This is a genomic window from Algibacter mikhailovii, assembly GCF_014651495.1.
In the GTDB taxonomy this organism is placed as follows: domain Bacteria; phylum Bacteroidota; class Bacteroidia; order Flavobacteriales; family Flavobacteriaceae; genus Algibacter_E; species Algibacter_E mikhailovii.
Genome location: NZ_BMWZ01000004.1, coordinates 393,570 through 417,078, shown reverse-complemented (window position 1 = coordinate 417,078; position 23,509 = coordinate 393,570). Strand labels below are relative to the sequence as shown.

General features: G+C 36.6%; 18 protein-coding genes. 4 read left to right on the top strand and 14 right to left on the bottom strand.

Annotated features, from left to right (window positions below; genetic code table 11):
* Window positions 1–140: 140 nt before the first annotated feature.
* The 4 genes from pflB to ppdK all read left to right on the top strand — a co-directional run bounded on the left by pflB (window position 141) and on the right by ppdK (window position 7,470).
* A complete protein-coding gene (pflB, locus tag IE051_RS10610; protein WP_189360749.1) occupies window positions 141–2,366 on the top strand; it encodes a formate C-acetyltransferase in 2,226 nt (741 codons plus the stop codon).
* A gap of 55 nt (window positions 2,367–2,421) precedes the next feature.
* A complete protein-coding gene (gene pflA, locus IE051_RS10605; protein ID WP_229796783.1) occupies window positions 2,422–3,201 on the top strand; it encodes a pyruvate formate-lyase-activating protein in 780 nt (259 codons plus the stop codon).
* Window positions 3,202–3,254: 53 nt separating this feature from the next.
* Window positions 3,255–4,523, top strand: coding sequence for an L-lactate MFS transporter (locus tag IE051_RS10600; protein WP_189360748.1), 1,269 nt, complete (start codon window positions 3,255–3,257; stop codon window positions 4,521–4,523).
* Window positions 4,524–4,740: 217 nt separating this feature from the next.
* Entirely contained in the window at window positions 4,741–7,470 is a 2,730-nt protein-coding gene (gene ppdK / locus IE051_RS10595; RefSeq protein WP_189360747.1) for a pyruvate, phosphate dikinase, read from the top strand.
* A gap of 152 nt (window positions 7,471–7,622) precedes the next feature.
* Here the strand turns inward: ppdK and IE051_RS10590 are convergent, their stop codons facing one another.
* From IE051_RS10590 to IE051_RS10525, 14 genes are all read right to left on the bottom strand, one after another.
* Window positions 7,623–9,002, bottom strand: coding sequence for a T9SS type A sorting domain-containing protein (locus IE051_RS10590; RefSeq protein WP_189360746.1), 1,380 nt, complete (start codon window positions 9,000–9,002; stop codon window positions 7,623–7,625).
* A 67-nt stretch (window positions 9,003–9,069) separates the two neighbouring features.
* On the bottom strand, window positions 9,070–12,792 hold the full coding sequence (gene purL, locus IE051_RS10585) for a phosphoribosylformylglycinamidine synthase (protein WP_189360745.1): 3,723 nt from the start codon (window positions 12,790–12,792) through the stop codon (window positions 9,070–9,072).
* A 285-nt stretch (window positions 12,793–13,077) separates the two neighbouring features.
* Complete coding sequence (locus tag IE051_RS10580) at window positions 13,078–13,473, bottom strand: DUF4345 domain-containing protein (RefSeq protein ID WP_229796782.1); 396 nt, start codon at window positions 13,471–13,473, stop codon at window positions 13,078–13,080.
* A 37-nt stretch (window positions 13,474–13,510) separates the two neighbouring features.
* Window positions 13,511–13,972, bottom strand: a complete 462-nt coding sequence (locus IE051_RS10575; RefSeq protein ID WP_189360744.1) for a VOC family protein — start codon at window positions 13,970–13,972, stop codon at window positions 13,511–13,513.
* Between the two features lie 165 nt (window positions 13,973–14,137).
* Window positions 14,138–15,049: a DUF4350 domain-containing protein gene (locus IE051_RS10570; RefSeq protein ID WP_189360743.1), complete on the bottom strand. Its 912-nt coding sequence runs from the start codon at window positions 15,047–15,049 to the stop codon at window positions 14,138–14,140.
* Window positions 15,050–15,206: 157 nt separating this feature from the next.
* A complete protein-coding gene (eno, locus tag IE051_RS10565) occupies window positions 15,207–16,478 on the bottom strand; it encodes a phosphopyruvate hydratase (RefSeq protein WP_189360742.1) in 1,272 nt (423 codons plus the stop codon).
* Window positions 16,479–16,650: 172 nt separating this feature from the next.
* On the bottom strand, window positions 16,651–17,487 hold the full coding sequence (locus tag IE051_RS10560; RefSeq protein ID WP_189360741.1) for an SDR family oxidoreductase: 837 nt from the start codon (window positions 17,485–17,487) through the stop codon (window positions 16,651–16,653).
* Between the two features lie 10 nt (window positions 17,488–17,497).
* Window positions 17,498–17,983, bottom strand: a complete 486-nt coding sequence (locus IE051_RS10555) for an anthrone oxygenase family protein (protein ID WP_189360740.1) — start codon at window positions 17,981–17,983, stop codon at window positions 17,498–17,500.
* Entirely contained in the window at window positions 17,980–18,372 is a 393-nt protein-coding gene (locus IE051_RS10550) for a hypothetical protein (protein WP_189360739.1), read from the bottom strand. Before IE051_RS10550 ends, IE051_RS10555 begins: the two co-directional genes overlap by 4 nt.
* 90 nt (window positions 18,373–18,462) lie before the next feature.
* Complete coding sequence (locus tag IE051_RS10545) at window positions 18,463–19,314, bottom strand: helix-turn-helix domain-containing protein (protein WP_189360738.1); 852 nt, start codon at window positions 19,312–19,314, stop codon at window positions 18,463–18,465.
* Window positions 19,315–19,480: 166 nt separating this feature from the next.
* Complete coding sequence (locus IE051_RS10540; RefSeq protein ID WP_189360737.1) at window positions 19,481–20,017, bottom strand: mechanosensitive ion channel domain-containing protein; 537 nt, start codon at window positions 20,015–20,017, stop codon at window positions 19,481–19,483.
* 156 nt (window positions 20,018–20,173) lie between these two features.
* Entirely contained in the window at window positions 20,174–20,887 is a 714-nt protein-coding gene (locus IE051_RS10535) for a DUF6090 family protein (protein ID WP_189360736.1), read from the bottom strand.
* Window positions 20,888–20,908: 21 nt separating this feature from the next.
* Window positions 20,909–22,054, bottom strand: a complete 1,146-nt coding sequence (locus IE051_RS10530; RefSeq protein ID WP_189360735.1) for a serine hydrolase domain-containing protein — start codon at window positions 22,052–22,054, stop codon at window positions 20,909–20,911.
* Window positions 22,055–22,250: 196 nt separating this feature from the next.
* Window positions 22,251–23,276 carry a DUF1214 domain-containing protein gene (locus IE051_RS10525; RefSeq protein WP_189360734.1) on the bottom strand — a complete coding sequence of 342 codons (1,026 nt, stop codon included), beginning with the start codon at window positions 23,274–23,276 and terminating at the stop codon, window positions 22,251–22,253.
* Between the last annotated feature and the right edge of the window lie 233 nt (window positions 23,277–23,509).

The window sequence follows — 23,509 nt, the reverse complement described above, 5'->3', positions numbered from 1 at the left end:
CGTTTTCGTTACTTTTTTTTGTGAATTTAAGTCACTGTTTTTCTGTTAACTGACTTTTGTCATCTTTCTGTTTAAAGTTGGTATTTATCTTTGATATGTAAAACAGAACGGATTTTTTCAAAATATTAATACATACTAAAATGGAAGTAAAACAATTTAAAGACGGAATTTGGACAAAACAAGTCAATGTTAGAGATTTTGTAATAAATAACATTACTCCTTACCATGGAACTCATGAGTTTTTGGTTGGACCAAGTGCAAGAACAGAACGATTATGGGACGTTTGTAAAGCGGCAACCCAAGAAGAGCGAAAAAATAATGGTGTACGTTCTGTAGATACAGAAACTATATCAACAGTGAGTTCTTTTGCTGCTGGATATATTGATAAAGACAATGAAGTAATTGTTGGTTTACAAACCGATGAGCTATTAAAAAGAGCCATGAAGCCTTTTGGAGGTTTTAAAGTGGTTCAAAAAGCATTGGCAGAACATGGTGTAAAACCAAATGATACCTTAACCGAATTATTTTCTAAATACGTAAAAACACATAATGATGGTGTTTTTGATGTGTATAATGCTGAAATAAGAAAGTTTAGGTCTTTAGGATTTTTAACGGGATTACCAGATAATTATGCGAGAGGTAGAATTATTGGTGATTATCGTCGTGTAGCACTATACGGAATTGATTTCTTAATTGAAGAAAAACAAAAAGATTTAGCAAATATTACGGGTCCTATGACAGAAGCTGTCATTAGATTACGTGAAGAAGTTTCTGAACAAATTAGAGCATTAAAAGATATTATTGCTTTAGGTGATAAATATGATTTAGAGTTAGGACGTCCTGCTGAAACGGCTAAAGAAGCTGTACAATGGACATACATGGGGTATTTGGCTGCTGTGAAAGAACAAGATGGCGCTGCAATGTCCTTAGGTAATACGTCTACGTTCTTAGATATTTATATTGAGAATGACTTAAAAGAAGGTCTTATCACAGAAGCAGAAGCTCAAGAATTTATTGATCAGTTTGTCATGAAATTGAGAATGGTGCGTCATTTAAGAATGAGCGCTTATGATGAAATTTTTGCAGGAGATCCAACATGGGTTACAGAGGCTATTGGCGGTATGTTCCAAGATGGAAGAACAAAGGTTACTAAAACATCGTTCCGTTTCTTAAATACTTTATACAATTTAGGCCCTTCACCAGAACCTAATATGACTATTCTGTGGTCTAAAGATTTACCTGAGAATTTTAAAAATTACTGTTCTAAAGTTGCTATTGATACTTCTTCAATACAATTTGAGAATGATAATTTAATGAGAGCACAACGTGGTTCTGATGACTACGGCATTGCTTGCTGCGTATCGTACCAAGATTTAGGTAAATCTATACAGTTCTTTGGAGCACGTACCAACTTAGCAAAAACATTATTGTTGGCTATTAATGGTGGTCGCTGTGAGAATACCGGAAAGCTTATGGTAGAAGGTATTGAGCCATGCAACTGTGAAGTATTAGATTATGATAAAGTCATGGCTAATTTCAAAATAGCTATGAAGGAAGTAGCAAGAGTGTATAACGATTCAATGAATATTATCCACTACATGCATGATAAGTACTACTATGAAAAAGCACAAATGGCTTTAATTGATACCAATCCAAGTATCAACATCGCTTATGGAATTGCTGGCTTATCCATTGTAGCAGATTCATTATCGGCAATAAAATATGCTATAGTTAGACCGGTAAGAAATGAAGAAGGTTTAACGGTTGATTTCAAAGTTGAAGGTGATTTCCCTTGCTATGGTAATGATGATGATCGTGTGGATAATTTAGCAGCACAAGCTGTAGCTGATTTTAATGATGAGTTGAAAAAACTTCCAGTATATAAAAATGCTGAGCCAACGATGTCTGTTTTGACTATTACATCAAACGTGTCTTACGGTAAGAAAACAGGAGCTACACCAGATGGAAGAGCTAAAGGCATTCCTTTTGCACCTGGAGCTAACCCAATGCACGGACGTGATTGTAACGGGGCTATTTCTTCATTGAATTCTGTAGCTAAGATTGATTATAAAGATTCTTTAGATGGTATTTCAAATACCTTCTCAATAGTGCCAAAATCATTAGGTGCTGATAAGTCTGAGCGTATAGAGAATTTAACCTCTATTATAGATGGCTATTTTATAAACAAGGCACAACACTTAAATGTGAATGTTCTTGATAGAGAAATGCTTCTAGATGCTATGGAGCACCCAGAAGAGTATCCACAATTAACTATACGTGTATCTGGTTACGCTGTAAACTTTGTTAGATTAACAAAAGAACAGCAAATGGAAGTAATCACACGTTCGTTCCACGAATCCATGTAGTTTTATTAATATTTTGATGGCATCTGAAAAGGGAGTTTTATAACTTCTTTTTCGGATGCTTAATTTAAATACTAAATCTAAAAGTATCAAAACACAAGATAACATATTAAACGTGCACTCTATTGAGTCCTTTGGAACTCATGATGGGCCAGGTATACGAATGGTGGTTTTTTTACAAGGATGTAAATTAAAATGCTTGTATTGTCATAATCCTGATACCATAGATACCCATGGTGGTAAACCTTATGCTATTGAAGACCTTGTTGCAATGGCTATAAAAACAAAACCTTATTTTGGTAAAAAAGGCGGCGTTACTGTTTCAGGAGGGGAACCACTGTTACAATCAAAAGCTTTAATTCCTTTTTTTAAGAGACTCAAAGAAGAAGGCATTCATACCAATATTGATACCAATGGTAGGCTTTTAAATCATTTTACCGAAGAATTATTAGATAAATATGCTGACTTAGTGATGCTTGATATTAAGCACATGACAGAAGAAGGCTATGCGTATATAACCGGGCAGCGCAATAAAGAAACTACATTCAATTTTGCAAAACATAGAGAAGCTTCGGGAAAAAAGATGTGGTTGCGTTATGTTTTAATTCCTGGCATTACAAATACTCCGGAGTTGTTGCATGCTATGGGTAACTACTTCAAAGATTACAAAACCATAGAAAAAATTGAGTTACAACCCTATCATAAATTGGGCGTTCATAAATGGGAAGCCTTAGGTTGGGACTATGAATTAAGCGATGCACGTGAAAATACACATGAAGAACTTGAATCAGCGAAATCAATTTTAAAAAACTATTTCAAAGAAGTGAAAGTAAACTAAGTAAAATAAGTATGCTAAGCGAACTAACTAGCAGTACTTAAACCATATAAATTATGAAAACACAAAAACTAAAAAACCGGTGGTTAATAGCTGCTTCGGCAGTAGGTATCCATATATCAATAGGATCTGTTTACGCTTATTCTGTGATGACAAATCCCGTTAAGGATGTATTTGATGTAGATGGAAGTGTCATAAAATGGGCCTTTAAAATCGCTATTTTATTATTAGGTCTTTCGGCGGCCTTTTTAGGGCGATGGGTGGAAAAAGTTGGACCCAAAGTGAGTGGAACAACAGCCGGTATATTTTATGGTGTTGGTATTTTGGGCTCGGGACTAGCCGTTCAATTGGAGTCTTTGTGGCTGTTTTATTTATGCTATGGTGTTATAGGTGGTATCGGACTAGGTTTAGGGTATATCACACCAGTAAGTACCTTGGTGAAATGGTTTCCAGACAGACGTGGCTTAGCAACCGGAATGGCTATTATGGGCTTTGGTTTTGCAGCATTAATATTTGGGCCTGTTATGCAATCTTTGTTTGACTCAGTGGGCGTGGCCAATGCATTTTACGTATTGGGTTTAATTTATATGGTACTAATTTTGTCTTCTGCGAGATACATAGAACGACCACCAGAAGGCTATTTACCTGAAGGTTTTAAACCTGGTGAAGGAAAGACTATAAAGGCAGACATGGCTAATATTGATGCCAATGCCTCACTAAAAACAAAACGATTCTACTTCATGTGGATCATGATGTTTATTAATATTTCTTGTGGTATTGCCATTATATCGGCCGCAAGTCCTATGATGCAAGAGAAGCTTAATTACACGCCTATGCAGGCAGCGGCAATAGTTGGTTTTATTGGTGTATTTAACGGTTTAGGGCGACTGGCTTGGTCAACCTTATCTGATTATTTAGGCCGTGCGAATACCTTTATTATTTTCTTTGGTTTTCAAATACTGGCATTCTATTTCTTACCTCAAATAACGGTAGAGATTGGGTTCTTAATCGTGCTCTTTACGGTTATCACGATGTACGGTGGTGGTTTTGCTACGTTACCAGCATTCTTAGGTGACTTATTTGGAACCAAGCAATTAGGAGCCATCCATGGTATGGTATTGGCTGCTTGGGGATTGGCAGGTGTTGTAGGACCTACCATATATGATGTTGTGAAAAATACAACCGGGTCTTTAGACGTGACTTTAAAAGTATTCTCAGGGTTGTTTGTAATTGCTTTGATTGTATCAATTCTTATGAAAATTGAAGTGACAAAAGCCTATAAAAAAATGGATAATGTTAAAAAAGGTAAATTGAAATTTGCCTGAAAAAATATATAGTTGATTGGTTAGTTAAAAAAGATGCTTTGTTGGTGAGAGAACAAAGTGTCTTTTTTTTTGCATTATAATTACTTCAAAGGGCATTAAAATCAGGTCAGATTTTAATGCTATCCGCCTCCATAAATGATATATATCATTATTCATTTCAGGCATATTTCCTAATTTTATTAAATGCCCGTTAATACGAATTTTAATAAGAAACATTATGGAAGTACTTGAAAAATTAAAAGCTAGAGTTTACCGATTTGGAAGCGAAAGTGCCGACGGTAATAGGACAATGAAAAACCTTTTGGGAGGTAAGGGGGCCAATTTGGCAGAAATGAGTTCGATAGGAATACCAGTTCCTCCAGGTTTTACCATCACCACGGAAGTTTGTACGGAATATAACGTGTTGGGTGAACAGGTTGTTCTCGATATGATCAAAGAGGAGGTTGAATCCTCAATAAGTAATATTGAGACTATAATGGGGACAACTTTTGGGGATGAAGCTAATCCATTATTAATTTCTGTTAGATCGGGAGCTCGGGTATCTATGCCGGGAATGATGGATACGGTACTTAATATAGGTATGAATGATGAGGTTGTCCTCGGATTAGCTATGAAGACTAAAAACGAGCAATTTGCTTGGGATTCTTACCGGCGTTTTATTCAAATGTATGGCGGTGTTGTTTTGGGTATGAAACCAGCCTCAAAAGAAGATATAGATCCTTTTGAAGAAATCATGGAACACCTTAAAGAAAAACGAGGCATTCAATTGGATACTGAATTTACTATTCAAGATTTAAAGGACCTTGTTTATGACTTTAAAGAGGCTATTAAAAAGCGTACGGGGCATGATTTTCCATCCAATCCTTGGGATCAATTATGGGGTGCTATTATCGCTGTATTTAATAGCTGGAATGGCGAACGTGCCGTATACTACAGAAACATGCATGGTTACCCGGCGGATTGGGGAACCGCTGTAAACGTACAGGCTATGGTTTATGGTAATATGGGTAATAATTCAGGAACTGGGGTTTGCTTTACACGTGATGCAGGAACGGGTGAGAATGTGTTTAATGGGGAATATTTAATTAATGCACAGGGTGAAGATGTGGTGGCCGGTGTTAGAACGCCACAGCAAATTACAAAATTGGGCTCTTTAAGATGGGCGGAATTAGCAAAAATTGACGAGGAAGATAGGGTTGAAAATTACCCTTCATTAGAAGAGTTGATGCCATCTATTTTTGAAGAATTAAATACCTACCAAGATATATTAGAAAAGCATTACCGTGATATGCAGGATATGGAGTTTACCATTCAGGATGGCAAACTTTGGATTCTTCAAACAAGAAACGGTAAGCGCACTGGTGCGGCCATGGTGAAAATAGCAATGGATTTATTAAAAGAGGGGATGATTGATGAAAAAGAAGTTTTACTTTTAATTGAAGCCAACAAGTTAGATGAATTGTTACATCCTATTTTTGATCCAGATGCATTGAAAAGGGCCCATGTAATAGCGCAAGGCTTACCTGCTTCTCCCGGAGCAGCAACAGGGAAAATAGTCTTTTTTGCTGATGAGGCTAAGAAGTATAAAAATAGTATTCTAGTTCGTATTGAAACTTCTCCTGAAGATTTAGAGGGTATGAATATTGCGAAGGGTATTTTAACGGCTCGTGGCGGTATGACATCTCATGCTGCTGTTGTAGCTAGAGGTATGGGTAAATGCTGTATTTCGGGAGCTGGAGCATTAAAAATTAATTATAAAACCAGAACGCTTACCGTAGGAAAACAGGAATATCATGAAGGCGACTGGATTTCATTAAACGGTTCAACAGGAAATATTATAGAGGGCAAAGTAGCTACTATTGAACCTGAGTTGAGTGGTGAATTTGCTGAAATCATGAAGTTGTCTGATAAGTATGCAGAAATGAAAGTTCGTACAAATGCCGATAGCCCGAAGGACGCAAAAGTAGCACGTAGTTTTGGAGCCAAAGGCATTGGGTTGACTAGAACAGAACACATGTTTTTTGAGGTGGATAGAATTAAAGTCATGCGCGAAATGATTTTAGCCGATACTTTAAAAGGTAGAAAGCAGGCTTTAGAAGAACTATTACCAATGCAGCGTGCAGATTTTGAAGGCATTTTTGAGGCTATGTCAGGTTTGCCGGTAACTATTCGTTTGTTAGACCCACCTTTGCATGAATTTGTGCCACACCAATTAGAAACACAAAGAAGTTTGGCTGAAGACTTACATATTTCATTAGAGGCCGTAAAAATAAAAGTGGCAGAATTAGAGGAGTTTAATCCTATGTTGGGTCATAGAGGCTGTAGACTAGGCAATACGTATCCGGAAATTACAGAAATGCAAACACGGGCAATTATTGAAGCCGCTCTTAATTTAAAGGAAAGAGGAATTCCCTGTAAACCTGAAATTATGGTGCCTTTGGTTGGAACAGTAAAAGAGTTTGAGCTGCAAGAGGAAATCATTAGAACTACAGCCAATACCATATTTGAAGAACGACAGGATACTGTGGAGTATTTGGTAGGCACTATGATAGAAATTCCTAGGGCGGCTATAATGGCTGATCTCATTGCTGAAAAGGCAGATTTCTTTTCATTTGGAACCAATGATTTAACGCAAATGACTTTTGGATATTCTCGTGATGATGCAGGTAAGTTTTTACCAGTATATTTAGAAAAGGGAATTTTAAAAGCAGATCCTTTTGAAGTTTTAGATCAAGCTGGTGTCGGACAAATAGTAAAAATGGGAACAGAACGCGGTAGACGTGTAAAACCTAATTTAAAAGTAGGTATTTGCGGGGAACATGGGGGTGAACCCAGTTCTGTGGAGTTTTGTTATAATGTAGGGATGAATTACGTGAGTTGCTCGCCTTATAGAATACCCATTGCTAGATTGGTTTCTGCGCAAGCAGCTATAAAAGCAACGGTATGATTTTTAAAGTTAAAAAAGCTGATAAAAAATGGATAATGTTAAAAAAGGTAAACTCCAAGTTGCCTAAGCATTATAAAGAATTATAGTTGATTGGTTAGTTAAAAAAGATGCTTTGTAGGTGAGAGCACAAAGTGTCTTTTTTTTGTTTTTAACTAGTTTTTTACAATTTTAAACGTGTTGATTAGTTTGTTGGCCTCTACTTCTAAAATGTAGAGACCAGGGGGTAAGCTAGAAATGTTTATGCTTCCATTACTAGCATTTCCTGTATGCATAAGTTTTGATTCAAAATTATAAAGGCTATACTTGAAATTCTTAATATTATAATTCTTTATACGTATTATATCTTCTGCTGGATTAGGGTAAACATAAGGTTTAGTAACGGTATTGGTGGCTAAACTAGGAATGCTTTTATTATTACAAGAGTAATTTAAATAAGTTTGTATATCATACCTATCATGTGTTTTTTCATAACCTAAATTTTTAGCTTTTTCAAGCAATTTGCAGGATGTCTTATATTCACCCAAATCATGATAAATCAATCCAAGATTTCTTAAGGCAAAACTGTTATCTGGGTTTATCCGTAGTGCCTCTTCTAAATCTGATATACCTTTATCAGATTCACCTAATTTATGGTACACAAGACCACGAATGGTACGTAAATCTCTTTCTGGATTGCCAACACCACGTTTATACAAAGTTGCCTCGTTTTTAAAAGCTATGTTTACACAGGTCATGGCCTTATCATAGTTTTCTAAATCGGAATAAGCTGCAGAAAGCCCCCAATACGCGAATGAATGCCCAGGAACCATTTCTATGGCCCTATTTAAAAAGGTAATACCTAATCTATAATTTTTAGTTTTTATTAAATAATTACCAATATTATAATATAGTCTGCTTTCTTTTGGAGAGGCTATTATGGCTTTGAATTTATAATGAACGGCGTGGTTTTCCATTTCATAATAGGAATAAATACTACCTAAGTGGTCATAAACACTTCCAACTAACTTTTCAGGCAATTTATTAGTTTCCTGAATTTTAAGCATTTTTTTTTCGAGCCTTTTGTAATCATACAGCGCCAATGTATAATTGCCCAAATAATGCCTAATTCTAGCGCGTTGCCCATGTAGTTTTACGCTATTAGGGTTTTCTAGAATAGCCTGATTGAGTTCTTTTAGCTTCTTATGGTAAGCTTTAACCTTTTCTTCATTTTTTTTGTTAAATTCTAGAATATGGTCATTACGGCTTATTAGTCTTCCGTTTTTAAAATTCCAAGTGGTAAGCTTTTCTCCCTTTTTATTGAATTTGTACGATTTACCATTTAATTTACCATTGGCAAAAACAAAATCTTCATTCGGATGGCCTGATTTATAAAAGGTCTTAATTCTATAAATCTGTTTGTTTTTGTCATACCATTTAATTTGAGATATAACTTTATCTTTAAAGTAGAATGTCCTTTTTAAGTCGGTTCCTGATTCGGCATTCAAGATGTTCGCTTGAGCCAACACATTAATATTGCAAGAAAAATTATACATGCAAAAATAATAATAGCGTTGAATTTCAAACCAATTAGTCTTAACAGAAGGCTTCGATTTAAAAATATTAATTATTCTCAATCCATAAACGCGCATTTACAAATGCCTCTAACCAAGGGGATACTTCATCGTTTCTGCCATCTGGATAATTAGCCCAGTTCCATTGGAATGTTGAACGCTCTATATGTGGCATAGTGACTAAATGACGACCTGTTTTATCACTCATCATAGCGGTGTTAAAATCTGAACCATTAGGATTATGAGGGTAGCCTTCATAACCGTATTTAGCAACAATATGGTATTGGTCCTCAGCATATGGTAAATTAAATTTACCCTCGCCATGAGAAATCCAAACGCCTAGCGTTGTACCAGCAAGTGTAGATAGCATCACAGAATGGTTCTCTTGAATTTTTACAGAGGTAAATGAGCTCTCATGCTTATGCGAGTCATTATGATGCATTTTTCCGTGAACATCATGGTCAGGATTTATTTCCTCAAGTTCCATGAATAATTGACAACCATTACAAATACCAACAGACAAGGTGTCTTCTCTATCGAAGAAGTTTTGAATGGCTTTATTAGCCTTTTCGTTATATTTTATAGCACCTGCCCAACCTTTGGCAGAACCTAAAACATCGGAGTTAGAAAAACCACCAACAGCACCTAAAAACTGAATATCTTCTAAAGTTTCACGACCAGAAATTAAATCGGTCATGTGTACATCCTTCACATCAAAACCTGCTAAATACATGGCGTTTGCCATTTCACGCTCGGAATTAGATCCTTTTTCACGCAGAATGGCAGCCTTGGGACGTTGTTCGTCATTGCGAGACGCTTGCGACGTGGCAATCGTTTCATTTTGGGCAGATTGCTTCGTTCCACTCGCAATAACATCTTTAAGTTTACCAGTAAAATGTTTTGGGAATGTATATTGTAAAGGCTGATTTTTATAATTATCAAAGCGGTCCTGTGCTAAACCGTTAGCCGTTTGTTTTTGGTCTAATAGGAACGATGTTTTATACCAAACATCACGCAATTCTGAAACGGTTAAAGTAAATACATCCGCATTATTAGTGATACTTAAGGTATCACTTTCAGTAACCTTTCCAATATTATAAAATGCAATGTTAGCATCAGCTAGTACTTGCTCTATAGCATTATCTTTCGCCTGAATTACAATTCCTGTGTTTTCAGAAAATAATAGTTTAACTGAATCTTTTTCAGCTAAAGCAGAAAGGTCTAATTCGGCACCTAAATTAGTATCGGCAAAACAAAGTTCTAAAAGGGTTGTAATTAAACCTCCAGAGGCCACATCATGTCCTGCAACTATTTGTCCATTTCTAATTAAATCTTGGATGGTGTTAAATACGTTTTTCACATAGGCCGCATCTTTTACATTTGGAGCATCGTTTCCAATCTTATTAAGCACTTGTGCAAATGAACTTCCTCCAAGTTTAAAATCATCTTGAGAGATGTTGATGTAATAAATACCACCGGCATTTTTATTAAAAACAGGCTCAACCACTTTAGTAATATCATTGCAATTGGCTGCTGCCGAAATAATAACTGTACCCGGAGAAATCACATCTTCATTAGGGTATTTCTGCTTCATTGATAATGAATCCTTCCCTGTGGGTACATTGATACCTAAATCAATGGAGAATTCTGAAATGGCTTCAACGGCTTCATACAAACGCGCGTCTTCCCCTTCATTTTTACAAGGCCACATCCAGTTTGCAGATAAGGATACGGATTGTAAACCATCTTTTAAAGGGGCCCAAATAATATTGGTTAAAGATTCAGTAATGGAATTTCTACTACCAGCAACCGGATTAATTAAACCAGAAATAGGGGAGTGCCCTATAGAGGTTGCAATACCTTCTTTGCCTTTATAATCTAGGGCCATCACACCCACATTGTTTAATGGAATTTGCAACGGACCAACACATTGTTGTTTTGCTACTTTACCCCCAACACAACGGTCTACTTTATTTGTTAACCAGTCTTTACAGGCCACAGCTTCAAGTTGTAATACCTGCTCTAAGTAGTCTTGGAAATTATCAGTGTTATAAGTGACCTCACTATAGTTGCGAGCAACCGTTTTATCCGTCATCACCGTTTTTGGCGAACTACCAAACATATCTTCCATAGCTAAATCCATTGGCGTGTTGCCTTTGGTTTTAGATTGAAATGTAAAGCGGTCATCACCAGTAACATCACCAACCGTGTACATTGGCGACCGCTCACGGTCTGCTATTTTATTAAGTGTCTCTATATGCTTTTCTCCAATAACCAATCCCATACGTTCTTGAGATTCGTTACCAATTATTTCTTTGTCAGATAGGGTAGGGTCTCCAACAGGTAAAGCATCTAAATCAATTTTTCCTCCAGTATCTTCAACCAGTTCAGATAAACAGTTGAGGTGTCCGCCTGCACCATGGTCATGTATAGAAACAATGAAATTTTCATCACTTTCTACCATCCCACGTACCGCATTGGCAGCACGTTTTTGCATTTCAGGGTTAGAACGTTGTACCGCATTCAATTCAATACCAGAAGCAAAAGCACCAGTATCTGCTGATGATACCGCAGCACCACCCATGCCAATACGGTAATTTTCACCACCTAGAATGACAATTTTATCACCTGTTTTAGGGATGTCTTTTAAAGCTTGGTCTGCTTTTCCGTAGCCAATACCGCCGGCTTGCATAATGACTTTATCGAAACCTAGTTTTCTAGCCTCTTCTTCATGTTCAAAAGTTAGTACCGAACCACAAATAAGCGGTTGCCCAAATTTATTACCAAAATCTGAAGCCCCATTGGACGCTTTTATCAAAATATCCATTGGCGTTTGGTATAACCAATCGCGTTCGGCAACCCCCTTTTCCCAAGGTCTGTTTTCCTCAAGTCTAGAATAAGAGGTCATATAAACGGCAGTACCCGCTAAAGGTAAAGAGCCTTTTCCTCCTGCCAGTCTATCTCTAATTTCACCGCCCGAACCTGTTGCAGCGCCATTAAAAGGCTCAACCGTGGTTGGGAAGTTGTGTGTTTCTGCTTTGAGCGAAATCACAGAATCAAAATCTTCTGTGGTGTAATAATCAGGAATATCAGCACGTTTAGGTGCAAATTGTTCCACTTTAGGGCCTTTAATGAAAGCCACATTATCTTTGTAGGCCGAAACAATATCATTAGGATGTTGTTTCGATGTTTTTTTGATTAATTTGAATAAAGAGGTTGGTTTTTCTTCGCCATCAATAACGAATGTACCATTAAAAATTTTATGGCGACAATGTTCAGAATTCACTTGAGAAAATCCAAATACTTCAGAATCTGTTAATGGACGGCCAATTTTCTTTGCAACCCCATCCAGATAGGCCACCTCTTCATCACTTAAGGATAAACCTTCCTGTACATTATAGGCAGCAATGTCTTCAATATTGAGAATAGGTTCTGGCTCAATATCAATGGTGAAACTGTCCTGATTCAATCCCTTAAATATCTCTGAAATCATAGGGTCAAAATCCTTAAAGTCTTCTGCAACCGCTGAGAATTCCTCAATTCTAATGATGTCTTCAATCCCCATATTTTGGGTGATTTCTACAGCATTAGTACTCCATGGTGTTATCATTGCAGCACGAGGCCCAACAAAAAAAGCATCTAAAGATGCTTGCTCTATTTTGGGTTGGCCTGCAAAAAGCCATGTTAATTTTGTTATGGTATCGGTTGATAATTCTTTTGTTGTTTGAACGGCAAAAACTTTGCTGTTTACGTTTCCAAAGAAATGAATCATTGTATCAGGATTTGTGTATAATTTAGAAAAGGCAAAAATACACTTTTTTAACGATTCAATCTTGCTTTTTTTTTGAAAGGCGTACTTGTTTTCAACAGTATAATAAACAAAGCCCATGGCGTGCGTAAAAGGCGGATTTTTAAGATGGATTCATTAGGCCCTTTCAGCAATTTTGTCCCATGCTGTATACTCTAGCTCAAGCCTGTATGTTCCTTTGATGTAAATGGCTTGATGTGCTTTGTTTAAGGCTTAAGTGTTTTATTAAAATCCAAGATCTATTGGCTTTTATCGGGCTTTATCGGTAATAATTAACCTTAACCCGAGAAATCCAAAAAATAATTCTAAAAACAGATAAGCGATTAGTAGCCAGTGGACCCTACCGTCTATAGTTAGGCTTAAAACCCTACCTCCGGCTAGGCCTAGCATAAAGACTACCATACCGTATATGGCGGGTGTTCTAAATTTTGGATAAGCAAACCCAAGAAACCAAAGGATAGATTGAGCAAAATATAAGCCCATTATGGCGCGCATAATATGTTTAAGGTTGACGTTACTAGCATCAAATCCGTAAAGTGGTGTTAGGGTTTGTTCTGGCATAAGCCCATATCCTAATGCAATAGGTATTAGCCCAATGCCAGCAATAAGCAAGGTTAATTTCTGTAATTTGTCGTTAGTCATCATTTTTTATGTGTTTTATTAGACTTTGTTTAACGCGTTTTTATTCCGAAGTCAAGTCCAACCATTGTTCATAAGTCACCACGCGTTTTTCATTATTAGACTGCGTCTTTCCAGGTAAAACCCCTATAAATTCCAAATAATGACCATCGGGGTCGCTGAAATAAATGGAAACGGCTGGCATCCAGCAGAAGACCATAGGCTTTTCATTATCATCTTGTATAAAATTCCAAAAGTTAAGATTGTGAGATTTTAAAAAATCAATAGATTCATTAATGATCCATTCAGGGTCACATTCAAAAGCAAAATGCCGTAAATCAATCGCTTCTTTTGGTTTCTCCCACAACCCGAGCATGGCCTGTTTTTCACTTCCAATCCAGAAAAAAGCAGTTCGCCTTTCAGCGCCAAATCGACATAGCTCTAATCCAAGCACGTCGGTGTAAAATGCCATGGAGGTTTCTAAATTTTCAACGTGAAGATGTGTTTCATAAAGTCCTTTAATCATTGTGTTTTGGCTTTTTCAAATGAGTCCCGTTAGTATGGTATATGGCTCGTTTCGTAAAGATGTTTTACGGACTTTTATGCCATAACTGAAAGATAGCAAATTGTGATGACTCCTTAGAAGCAATTCATTAGTAATGCATTATAATTGCTTTAAGGCAGGGTTTTATCATTCAATAACACCATCCAGCCAGTGCATTATGTTTAGTAATAATTGATAATTCTGTGGAGCTATTTCATTGTTCATCCCCATTTTTATTTTTTTTGTTCCGGCTAATTGGGCTGAAAACATAGCGGCCTCTCCAAAAACTACAATTTTTCCTTTTCCATAGGTTTTGTAAGCACCTTGAGACCAACCTTCCACATTGTACTTGGTTGTTTTCTCATCAAAAACCCATGCTTTATTTGGAAGCATATTCACGAAGTTTTTGTTAAAGGTCAAGATTGGGGTGGCATCCTTTGGTATTTTGAAGGCTTGCCCTGTGAATGATACAATTTGTTCAACACTTTCATTAGTGTTTCTTCCTTTGGTAATACTGTTTTTAGAAAGTGTTTTGTCTTTCATGTTAAAATATGCAGGACCTTTATGTATTGTATCCATTGCAAACCCATTGGTAAATTCAAAGCCAAAGGTCATGGCCAAATCTTTGGCAGCTCCAGCCATAGGCATGTGATCGGCAATTAAAAATAAACGCCCGCCAGAATGAACCCATTGTGTAATACTAGCAATTTCAGCTTTGGTAAAAGCCGATGGATTAGGCAGCGTCCAATCGTGAACATTTATGGCGTTTAAGGCATTGGATATAACAAGAATTTTTCCTTCAGCCAGTTGCTTTTCTTTGAATTGACCGCTGTACGCTTTCACATGATAACCATCTCTTTCTAGCAGATTAGAAAAAGCCTTATACCTGCCTTCCTTGGTATGGAAATTATGATGGCCTTCATCAATAAAAACAACGGGCCCTTGCCCGAATGCATATAACGGATGCTTAATTTTTGGATTATATGTGGTGTCCGCTACTTGTTGTGAAAACGAGTAAAACGGTAATAAGGCCATACAAACTAGGATTAATTTTTTCATGATTAAAGGATTTTTAATCTATTAGACATAAGATGTTAATATGTGCAATTTCAGTTAAATAGGCTAATGCATATTGCATAACAATGCCGTGAGGATTTTTGAAAGGAGTCGAGAAAGTACAACAACTTATAGCCGCCGTTGGTAAGTGTTTAAAAAATTATTTCCAACGGTATTCAGATCTGCCTTTTAATTCGTGTTCAATTTCAAGTAAACGGTTATATTTTGCAATTCTTTCTCCACGACATGCCGATCCGGTTTTTAAGTGACCACCGTCCATGGCTACCGCAAAATCTGCCAAAAAAGTATCTTCAGTTTCTCCTGATCGATGGGAAAGGAAATAGCGCCAGCCTGCTTCTCTACACATTCTTACTGCTTCAATCGTTTCAGTGACTGTACCTATTTGATTTAATTTAATCAAGGCGGAATTACAAGCTCCTATTGCTATGCCTTTTTTAATGTACTTTGTATTCGTTACAAAATTATCATCACCAACAACTTCAATTTTATCTCCAAAACGTTTGGTGAAGGCTATATAACCATCCCAGTCGCCTTCCGAAACAGGGTCCTCCCAGAGAATTATGGGGTATTTTTCTAACCATTCTGCACTTTTTGCAATGAGATCTGAGGTCGTCATTTTACCTAACCCGGACCAGGCCAAATCATAGTTACCATCCAAATTAGGTGAAAAGGAATTGGCAGCACTATCAATAGCAATAGATAAATCAATACCAGGTTTATAGTTGGCTTTATTGATGGCTTCTATGATTAATTCAATAGCCTCTTCATTACTTGAGCAATTAGGAGCAAAACCGCCCTCGTCACCTACACTCGTTGCCATGCCTTTACTTTTTAGAATCCCTTTGAGGGTATGAAAGGTTTCTGCAACATAACGCAAGCCTTCTTTAAAGGTAGGCGCCCCATGCGGAACTAACATGAATTCTTGAAAATCAACACTGTTGTCAGCATGTTCTCCACCGTTTAAAATATTCATACAAGGCACTGGAATACGAACAGCATTTGTACCGCCTAGATAAGCATATAAAGGCAGATTTGCCGAAATAGCTGCTGCTTTGGCAACGGCCATAGAAACACCTAAAATGGCATTTGCCCCAAGTCGGGATTTATTATCAGTACCGTCTAAGGCGATCATGGTATAATCAATATCTTTTTGGTTTGAGGTATTTTTGCCTATCAAAGCTTTTGCAATTTCGGTATTGACGTTGTTTACTGCGTTTTGAACCCCTGCACCATTATAACGCTTTTCGCCATCCCTAAGTTCAACAGCTTCATTCTGACCTGTTGAGGCACCAGAGGGAACCGATGAAACAGACTGAGTTCCATCCTCAAGGGTGACATAGGTTCTTACCGTAGGATTACCTCTAGAGTCTAAAATTTCTAATGCTGAAATGGATTTAATTATGGAATTCATGAGTGTGCTGTATGTTAGATTAAACGAATTAAATGTTTGTCAATGTGTTTATAAATGATTAGCAGTCAGTTGGTATAGATTGCTTTTCGGTAAGTAAATTACAAAATATAAAAGAATAGCGACTTGAATTAAGACTCAAATCGCTATTAATTATGCCGGTTAGTGATAATCGTTATGAAACACTTACCGGATTCCAAATACCTGTTTTAGCGGTTTCTTGGGCATATGCTATAAATGGTTTTGCTTTTCTGCCTAAAACGCGTTCAATGTCATGAACGACCACCTGGTTTTTTGGATTGGTTAACACATGACTAAATAAATACTCAATCAGCCATACCACATCAGGTGGAATCTGCATGTGTTTCATGCCATCTACATACTGCTCTAGCGTGATATCGTAAAAGTTCAAACGGCGGTCACTCGTCTTTGCAATGCTATCTATGATTTGCTTAAATGTAATTAATTCAGGTCCGGTGACTTCTATGATTTCTCCATTATAGGCATCATCCATTAATACGGTAGCCGCCACTTCTGCAATATCATTAGCATCCACAAAAGGAATTAAAACGTCAGACATGGGCAAGGCTACTTCACCTGAAAGAATAGGGTCTAAAAAGAAACTTTCGCTCCAATTCTGGTTAAACCAAGATGCTCTAACTATGGTGTAATCCAAACCGGAGGTCATGACAATAGTCTCGCAAGCTTCGGCTTCGGTTTCGCCTTTACCAGAAAGCAACACCATTTTTTTAACGCCTAGTTCTTTAGCTAAATGGGTTAAACTTGCGATGGCGTCTTTGGCTCCAGGAACCGCTAAGTCAGGATAGTAAGTGACATACATGCTTTCAATGCCTTTTAAGGCATGTATCCATGTGTCTTTATCATCCCAATCAAAGCTGGGTGATGCCTGTCTTGAACCAATTCTTGGGTCAAATCCTTTGTTTTGTAATTGCTCTACGACGCGGCGACCTGTTTTTCCGGTTCCGCCAATGACTAAAATGTTTGATTTCATTATAACTGTTTTAAATTGTTTTTTGAATACATGATGCTATAAGCAATAGGATAAATGAAATAAGACCTAACATGGTTCTTATGTTATGGTAATGATTCCAAGTGCCTTCATAATAGGTTCTAAAGTTTTTTAATTCTAATGGATTCAGTTGGCTAATGTTCAATGTGTCCAGTGCATTGTTTAAAGGAACATTGCCAAAGGCTGTAATACCAAAAGGACCAATGAGATATAGGATTGTTGATGCCAAGGCCAGCCAGAACAGGGGTTTGTTGTTTAACTGAAAATAGGTCTGTATAATCAATGCCACCAAGCTACCAAAGAACACCATAAAGAATACTGGGTTTAGAATTGCTCTATTGATGCTTTGCATACTTTCTAGGTAGCTGTAATCGCTTACTTTTTGTGTTCCCAAAATGACCGAAACGGACCAAGCGAAGAAAAATCCAATAGATAGGGCATTTAATAAAACCGTAATAAAAAGAACCGCTGTTTTCATGCTTTGAGTGGTTTTGTGAGATGTGTGCCGTAATACAATACAATGAAGTAGAACTCAACCAAAATGGTATAAAACATAGGGTCTCCAAAGAATTCTGAATAGCGACCACCATGGGGTATGATAAATACAGGAACCGTAATCAAGGCATCTAATAGAGTTGCCACGGCAACAAAGGTGAGTGCTAATGCAGCTGGTTTCATGTACCTGTTTTTATAAAATAAATAAGTCCCAAAACAGGCACTAGGAATAATGGCTAATACGAGTACGATATTAGATTGTAGCTCTGGATTTTCTAAAAGGGGTAGGTAAAATGATAAGAGATAAAAACTAACCCCTAAAACCCAAACGAGAATGGCGCATAGTATGCTAAAGACATTTTTGTTAATCATAATTATTGATTTTTAATTATGATACAAATCTATAGCGGCTGTCCTCGAGCCACTTATTCAGAAAGCATTATGATTTATTCGAAAAGCATTTTATGCTTGGCTGGGTCTATAGCCAAACTTTTTTTCAAAAGCGTTTGAAAAGGAGCCTAAACTATCATAGCCCACAGCCCAGGCAGCTTCTTGAATGGTTTTATCCTCGTGCTTTATTAAGTTGTAAGCTTTCTTTAGGCGTTCGTTTTGTAAGTATTTAAAAACGGGTACACCAAACTGCGCTTTGAATTCTACTTTAAGCGTATTGGTGTTGGTGCCAATTTTGTTGGCCAATTCTGTTAGGGAGGGTGGGTGCTCCAAATTGGATAATAAAATTTCTTGGGCTAGATTGATTTTGTCCAGTTGCGCTATATTCAGTTTGGTATTTTGTTGTTTTGCCAATTGTCCAAAATAATGGGAAAGCAAGGCTATGATGTGGCTTTTGTAGAACATCATTTTAATCTCACCATCATAGGTATTGCTAAAAAATTGTTCCACCAATAAAAACATTTCTGGGCTCATGTTAAATGCAGGGCCTTCAACATAATGATCTTTGGGGTGCACTAACTGATGTAAAAAACTTTCTAAAAATTGAGCTTCACCATTTGGTAATTTGTCTATGTTTCTAATGGTGGTTGCTATCACCAAGCATTGCAGTGGTTTTAATTTTGAGACCTGATGTTCAAACGCCACTTTATCATCGGCGTAAAATGATAAAACCATGCCTTTGGTATGATGAAAGGCTTTTGTTTTCCCATCAAATTTTACGTTAAGCCCCACATCACCGGCACCATAAAAGGCAATCGCTATAACAGGTTCGTCAAAAAAACAGGAGTCAATTAAATGATTATCCGTAGAAGCTTCTTCTAGTAATATGGTATAATCATTGATGTCCATTATTTCACGATTCATGCTTGTCTCAATCTTTTTTAACTATGGCGAAGGTGTTCCATTATGATGTGTGTTTTTTGTATTGTTTAAAGATAACGAACAATCTGGAACCAGAGGAACATCCGCAGCATTTTAGGGGTAGGTTGTGTTTACAACAATCAATTATACATGTTCTTTTTCCTTGGCATTATTGGATGTTATCATTTGCCTTCGCCTGGATTCTTTTCTCATTGGTAATATTCTTGATACTCTTAAGAATGAAAAGGTTATTAGGTAGCGTAATTTCCCCAGAATCCTCAGTTTCTAGCGTCACAAAGAAAAGTCCAATGTTGGCAACCTTGCCTTCAATAACATAATCCTTGCCTTCTAATATGATAATAGAATCATTCAATTTCACGGGATGATTAAAGAAAATGATGATGCTAGAGGTAATATTTGAGAGTATGGACCATTGTGCAAAAAAGGCAACCCCAACCACAGTTAAAACCGAGCCTATAAATACGGCTAAATCGGCTTGTTTCACACCCCAAACCAATGCTATAAGAATTATACCCATAAGGGTTAGAATCAAATTGATAATGTTTCTAATAAGAATGCCGCGTGATTCTTGAATGAGTTTTTCTGAAAGCGTCTTTTTTATCACTTTGAAGGTGATGCTCTTAATAATTAAGTATAAGACAATGATAAATAGCGTTTGAATGATCTGAATATATATGATTTTCATAGTTTGATTTGCTTATGTATGCTCAAAGTATTTGTCTAAGGCACATGCCATGATTACGTACCTAATTTAGCAAATACAAACCGAATAGAAAACAGGTGGTGATTTTAAGAAGTAGGCAAGAACCAGCAATTAATTACAACTAGTGTTGGCATTGCGTTAATTATTTCTGATTTTGTTTTCTATTTTTATTGCCTTTTTTAAAATTTTAGTATACCCTTTGGTTATGGTTTGAAAAAACGACATACTTTGCCGCATTGATTCATACAATTGATAGTCTTGTTGAATGGTATTAAAAGAATATTCAAATGCTCCTGAGCGCTTTTTTTTAACTGAAGAATTCAATAAAATATTATATTGTGGTTGATTCATTCTACTACTAAAAAAACCTATTTTAGCATTAGTTGTATTAAAGTCATCTATATAATTGTTTAGGTCGATATAAATCGCTTCATCAATAAAATTTGATTCAGTTAATAAAAAAGACTCATAAGATCTCATATTATTATAGAGTGGTCCCATCCTAGCATATATTAAAAAAGCTGAATCTAATACTTTTCGGTTTTGAAAGCTAAGCGATGTTTCTTCTTCAAGGATTTTCAGAGACCTAGTTATCAAATTTTGCCTTTCATAACGAAAGCTAATTTCCTTTTCCAAAGTGGCGATATCCTCAATTAATTCTCTATGAACAAGCTTCAACTTATTTCTGATATCATTGTTATTTAGTCTTTCTTGATTCCAATTGTTAATTTGGAGCGCAATCAAAATTCCTATAACCACCAAAATAATTTCTCCAAAAGCATACTTCATATACTTTCCAGTTTTGCCTTCTGAAAGTAAATTTTTTCTAATTTTTCTAAAGAATTTAATCATTGCTTAGTGGTTGGTTATATGTCATTCTGCGTCATCGAAGGCCGTATAAATATGTTGAAGAAGCGCACTTGCGTTATTCTTAATATCCCATTTGTTGTAATTGCCAGCTGTTGTGACTACCACCAAATTATTTTTTTTATCAAAATAGATTCTTTGATCGCCATTGCCCACGGCGGCGGGTAGCTTTAGTTGATGCCCTTTAATATCAAAGTTGAAAACCCAAAACTGATAACCATACCCACCAAAAGGCAATTCAAGATTAGATTTGAAGGATTCTTGAACCCATTTTTTTGGTAGTATTTGGGCGTTTCCCCATCGGCCTTCATTTTGAAATAATATGCCAAACTTCAACATGTCTCTTGAGGTTAAGCGTAATCCAGATGCTGCTGCTGGCGTATGAGTTGCGGGAGAAATGGTCCACTCAGAGGTTGTTATACCTAAAGGTTTAAATAGAAACGCTTTTGCAAATTCATGAACATCTTTTCCTGATACCCTTTGAATTATTTCTGCCAGTAATTCGGTAGTTCCACCGTTGTATTTCCAAACGGTTCCTGGTTTAGTTACTATGGCTCTACTCAACACAAAGCCAATACCATCGCCGCTATTAATCATCTGAATTTCGCTGTTTTCTGGGTTGTCATAAGGTATTTCCTCATTCCATTTTAAACCAGAGGTCATGGTTAGAAGATGCTTAATGGTTAAGGCTTCACGCCCTGCATTGTTATACTGTTGGTAATCCTCAAAAAAATCAAAAACAGGTTGGTCAACATCTTTTATTTTTCCTTGGGCTATAGCAATACCAATACAAGCAGAAACTATACTTTTTGAAACACTGCGCATATCGTGAAGCACGGTATCATGGTGTTTAATAATACCAAGATTTGTACCCCAGTTTTCATCGTGACCTGAAAAATACTCCTCCAATACTAGCTTGTCATCTTTGTAGATGAGTAATGAATGCCTATTGGGGTAGAACCCCGTTTTTATACTATCAATAATGGCGGTAATGATTGGTCTATTGAACCCGATAACTTCTAGGGTAGCTGCAGTTAGCGCTTCCTTGGCTATAACATTAGTCGTTATAGCGCCCTTGGCAGGCGTTTGCCTACAGCCTATAGCGCTTAAGACTAAAAAAAGGATAGCCGCGAAATGTCTAATATTTTTCATGTACTGTTTTTAATACCAACAACTTAAACAAGCATTTTGCCCAATTGCAACGCAATTTACTGTCAAAACCCTCGGTTGTTTTATCTATGTATTCATGCTCAAATAGACTAAATCGCCAAGCATGACCGCTATTTATTATTAACCAAGGTTTACTTATGTAGTAGGGCATTGTGGTCCTTAAAAAGTTATTGAGCGTCTATTGTATTTTTTTAATCGCCTTTGTAGCATTATATCCTGCTTCATCGTTACTCACCATATCACTTGGACCGTAATGCCGCATGAGCACATTGAATTTCCCCGTAGTATTGCCTTCGCGAATTGGAATATTATTGGGTTGGCCGTCACAACCAAATCGCACTGTAAAAGTGCCATCTTCATTTTTAATAGGATCCATTTCACTTGATATGTGTGCAACATCATTAAACAGGTAGCCATCACCATTGTATACCGTAGCAGACCAAAAATACACGTCTTCTGGATCTATAAAAGTCATTTCATAACAGCCTTCAGTAGTCATATAAGGGCTGGTTTGATAAATGTTATCTTCAACCATAGCGCCGCCCCATCCGCCAGCAACTCCAACGTAATTCATATAATCTGTTTGGCCACTTTCTTTATTTCCAAACGCTTTAGATTGGTCATAACCATCGCTAAAATCTATATTTCCTGCTTTTTCAACCTTTTCAAAAGAAGCCTTATCCCAATTCTTAACCACAAAAGGTTTTGTACTGCTTGCTTCAACTTTAATGTTTTTGCGTAGGTTTTCATCTAGCGTTCTTATTATCACAAAAGCATGATCTGTTTTAGCAGTTAGCTTATGTCTGCCTGCCCCATAAATCATGCGCTGTGTTTCATGGTTTTCATCAACGATTTGAATAGTCACATATTTATCAGTTTCAGGAATCGTGATAAAAACATCACCGGTCATATCAAAAATAGAGGTCGAATAAAAGGTGTCTCTATTCATACGCACTACAAATTGCTTAGTGGGGTCACTAGAAGGAACGGGCATTTCCAAAAACGTATTCATACCACCTGCTTTCTTCAAAATCGCAGCAAAACGCAAGTTCGTATAGGCTTGGGGGAAATTTTCTGGTGTGACTATTATTGAAGCAATGGCTTCACTTGTAACCTCGTTTGATTCCTTTTTTGTTTGATTTTTACAAGAAAATAACACGCCTATTAAGAGTGTTCCTAATAGCATTTGATTGAATAGTTTCATTTTTATTATTTTAAAATATATTGGCTGTAGTTAAATATACATAAAGTCTTTAGATTAAAGATATAACAACGCATTTAAAACTTTTATGTTAAGTATGTAGGCTAGAACTAACAATAAATAGATATCCTATTGTAATACGTTTTTTTAATTGGTTTAAAATAGGCATTTATATTTCCACTAAAAAGAAGTCAGATGTCTTAATTTTTTTCAATAAAATTCTACTTTTTTCAACG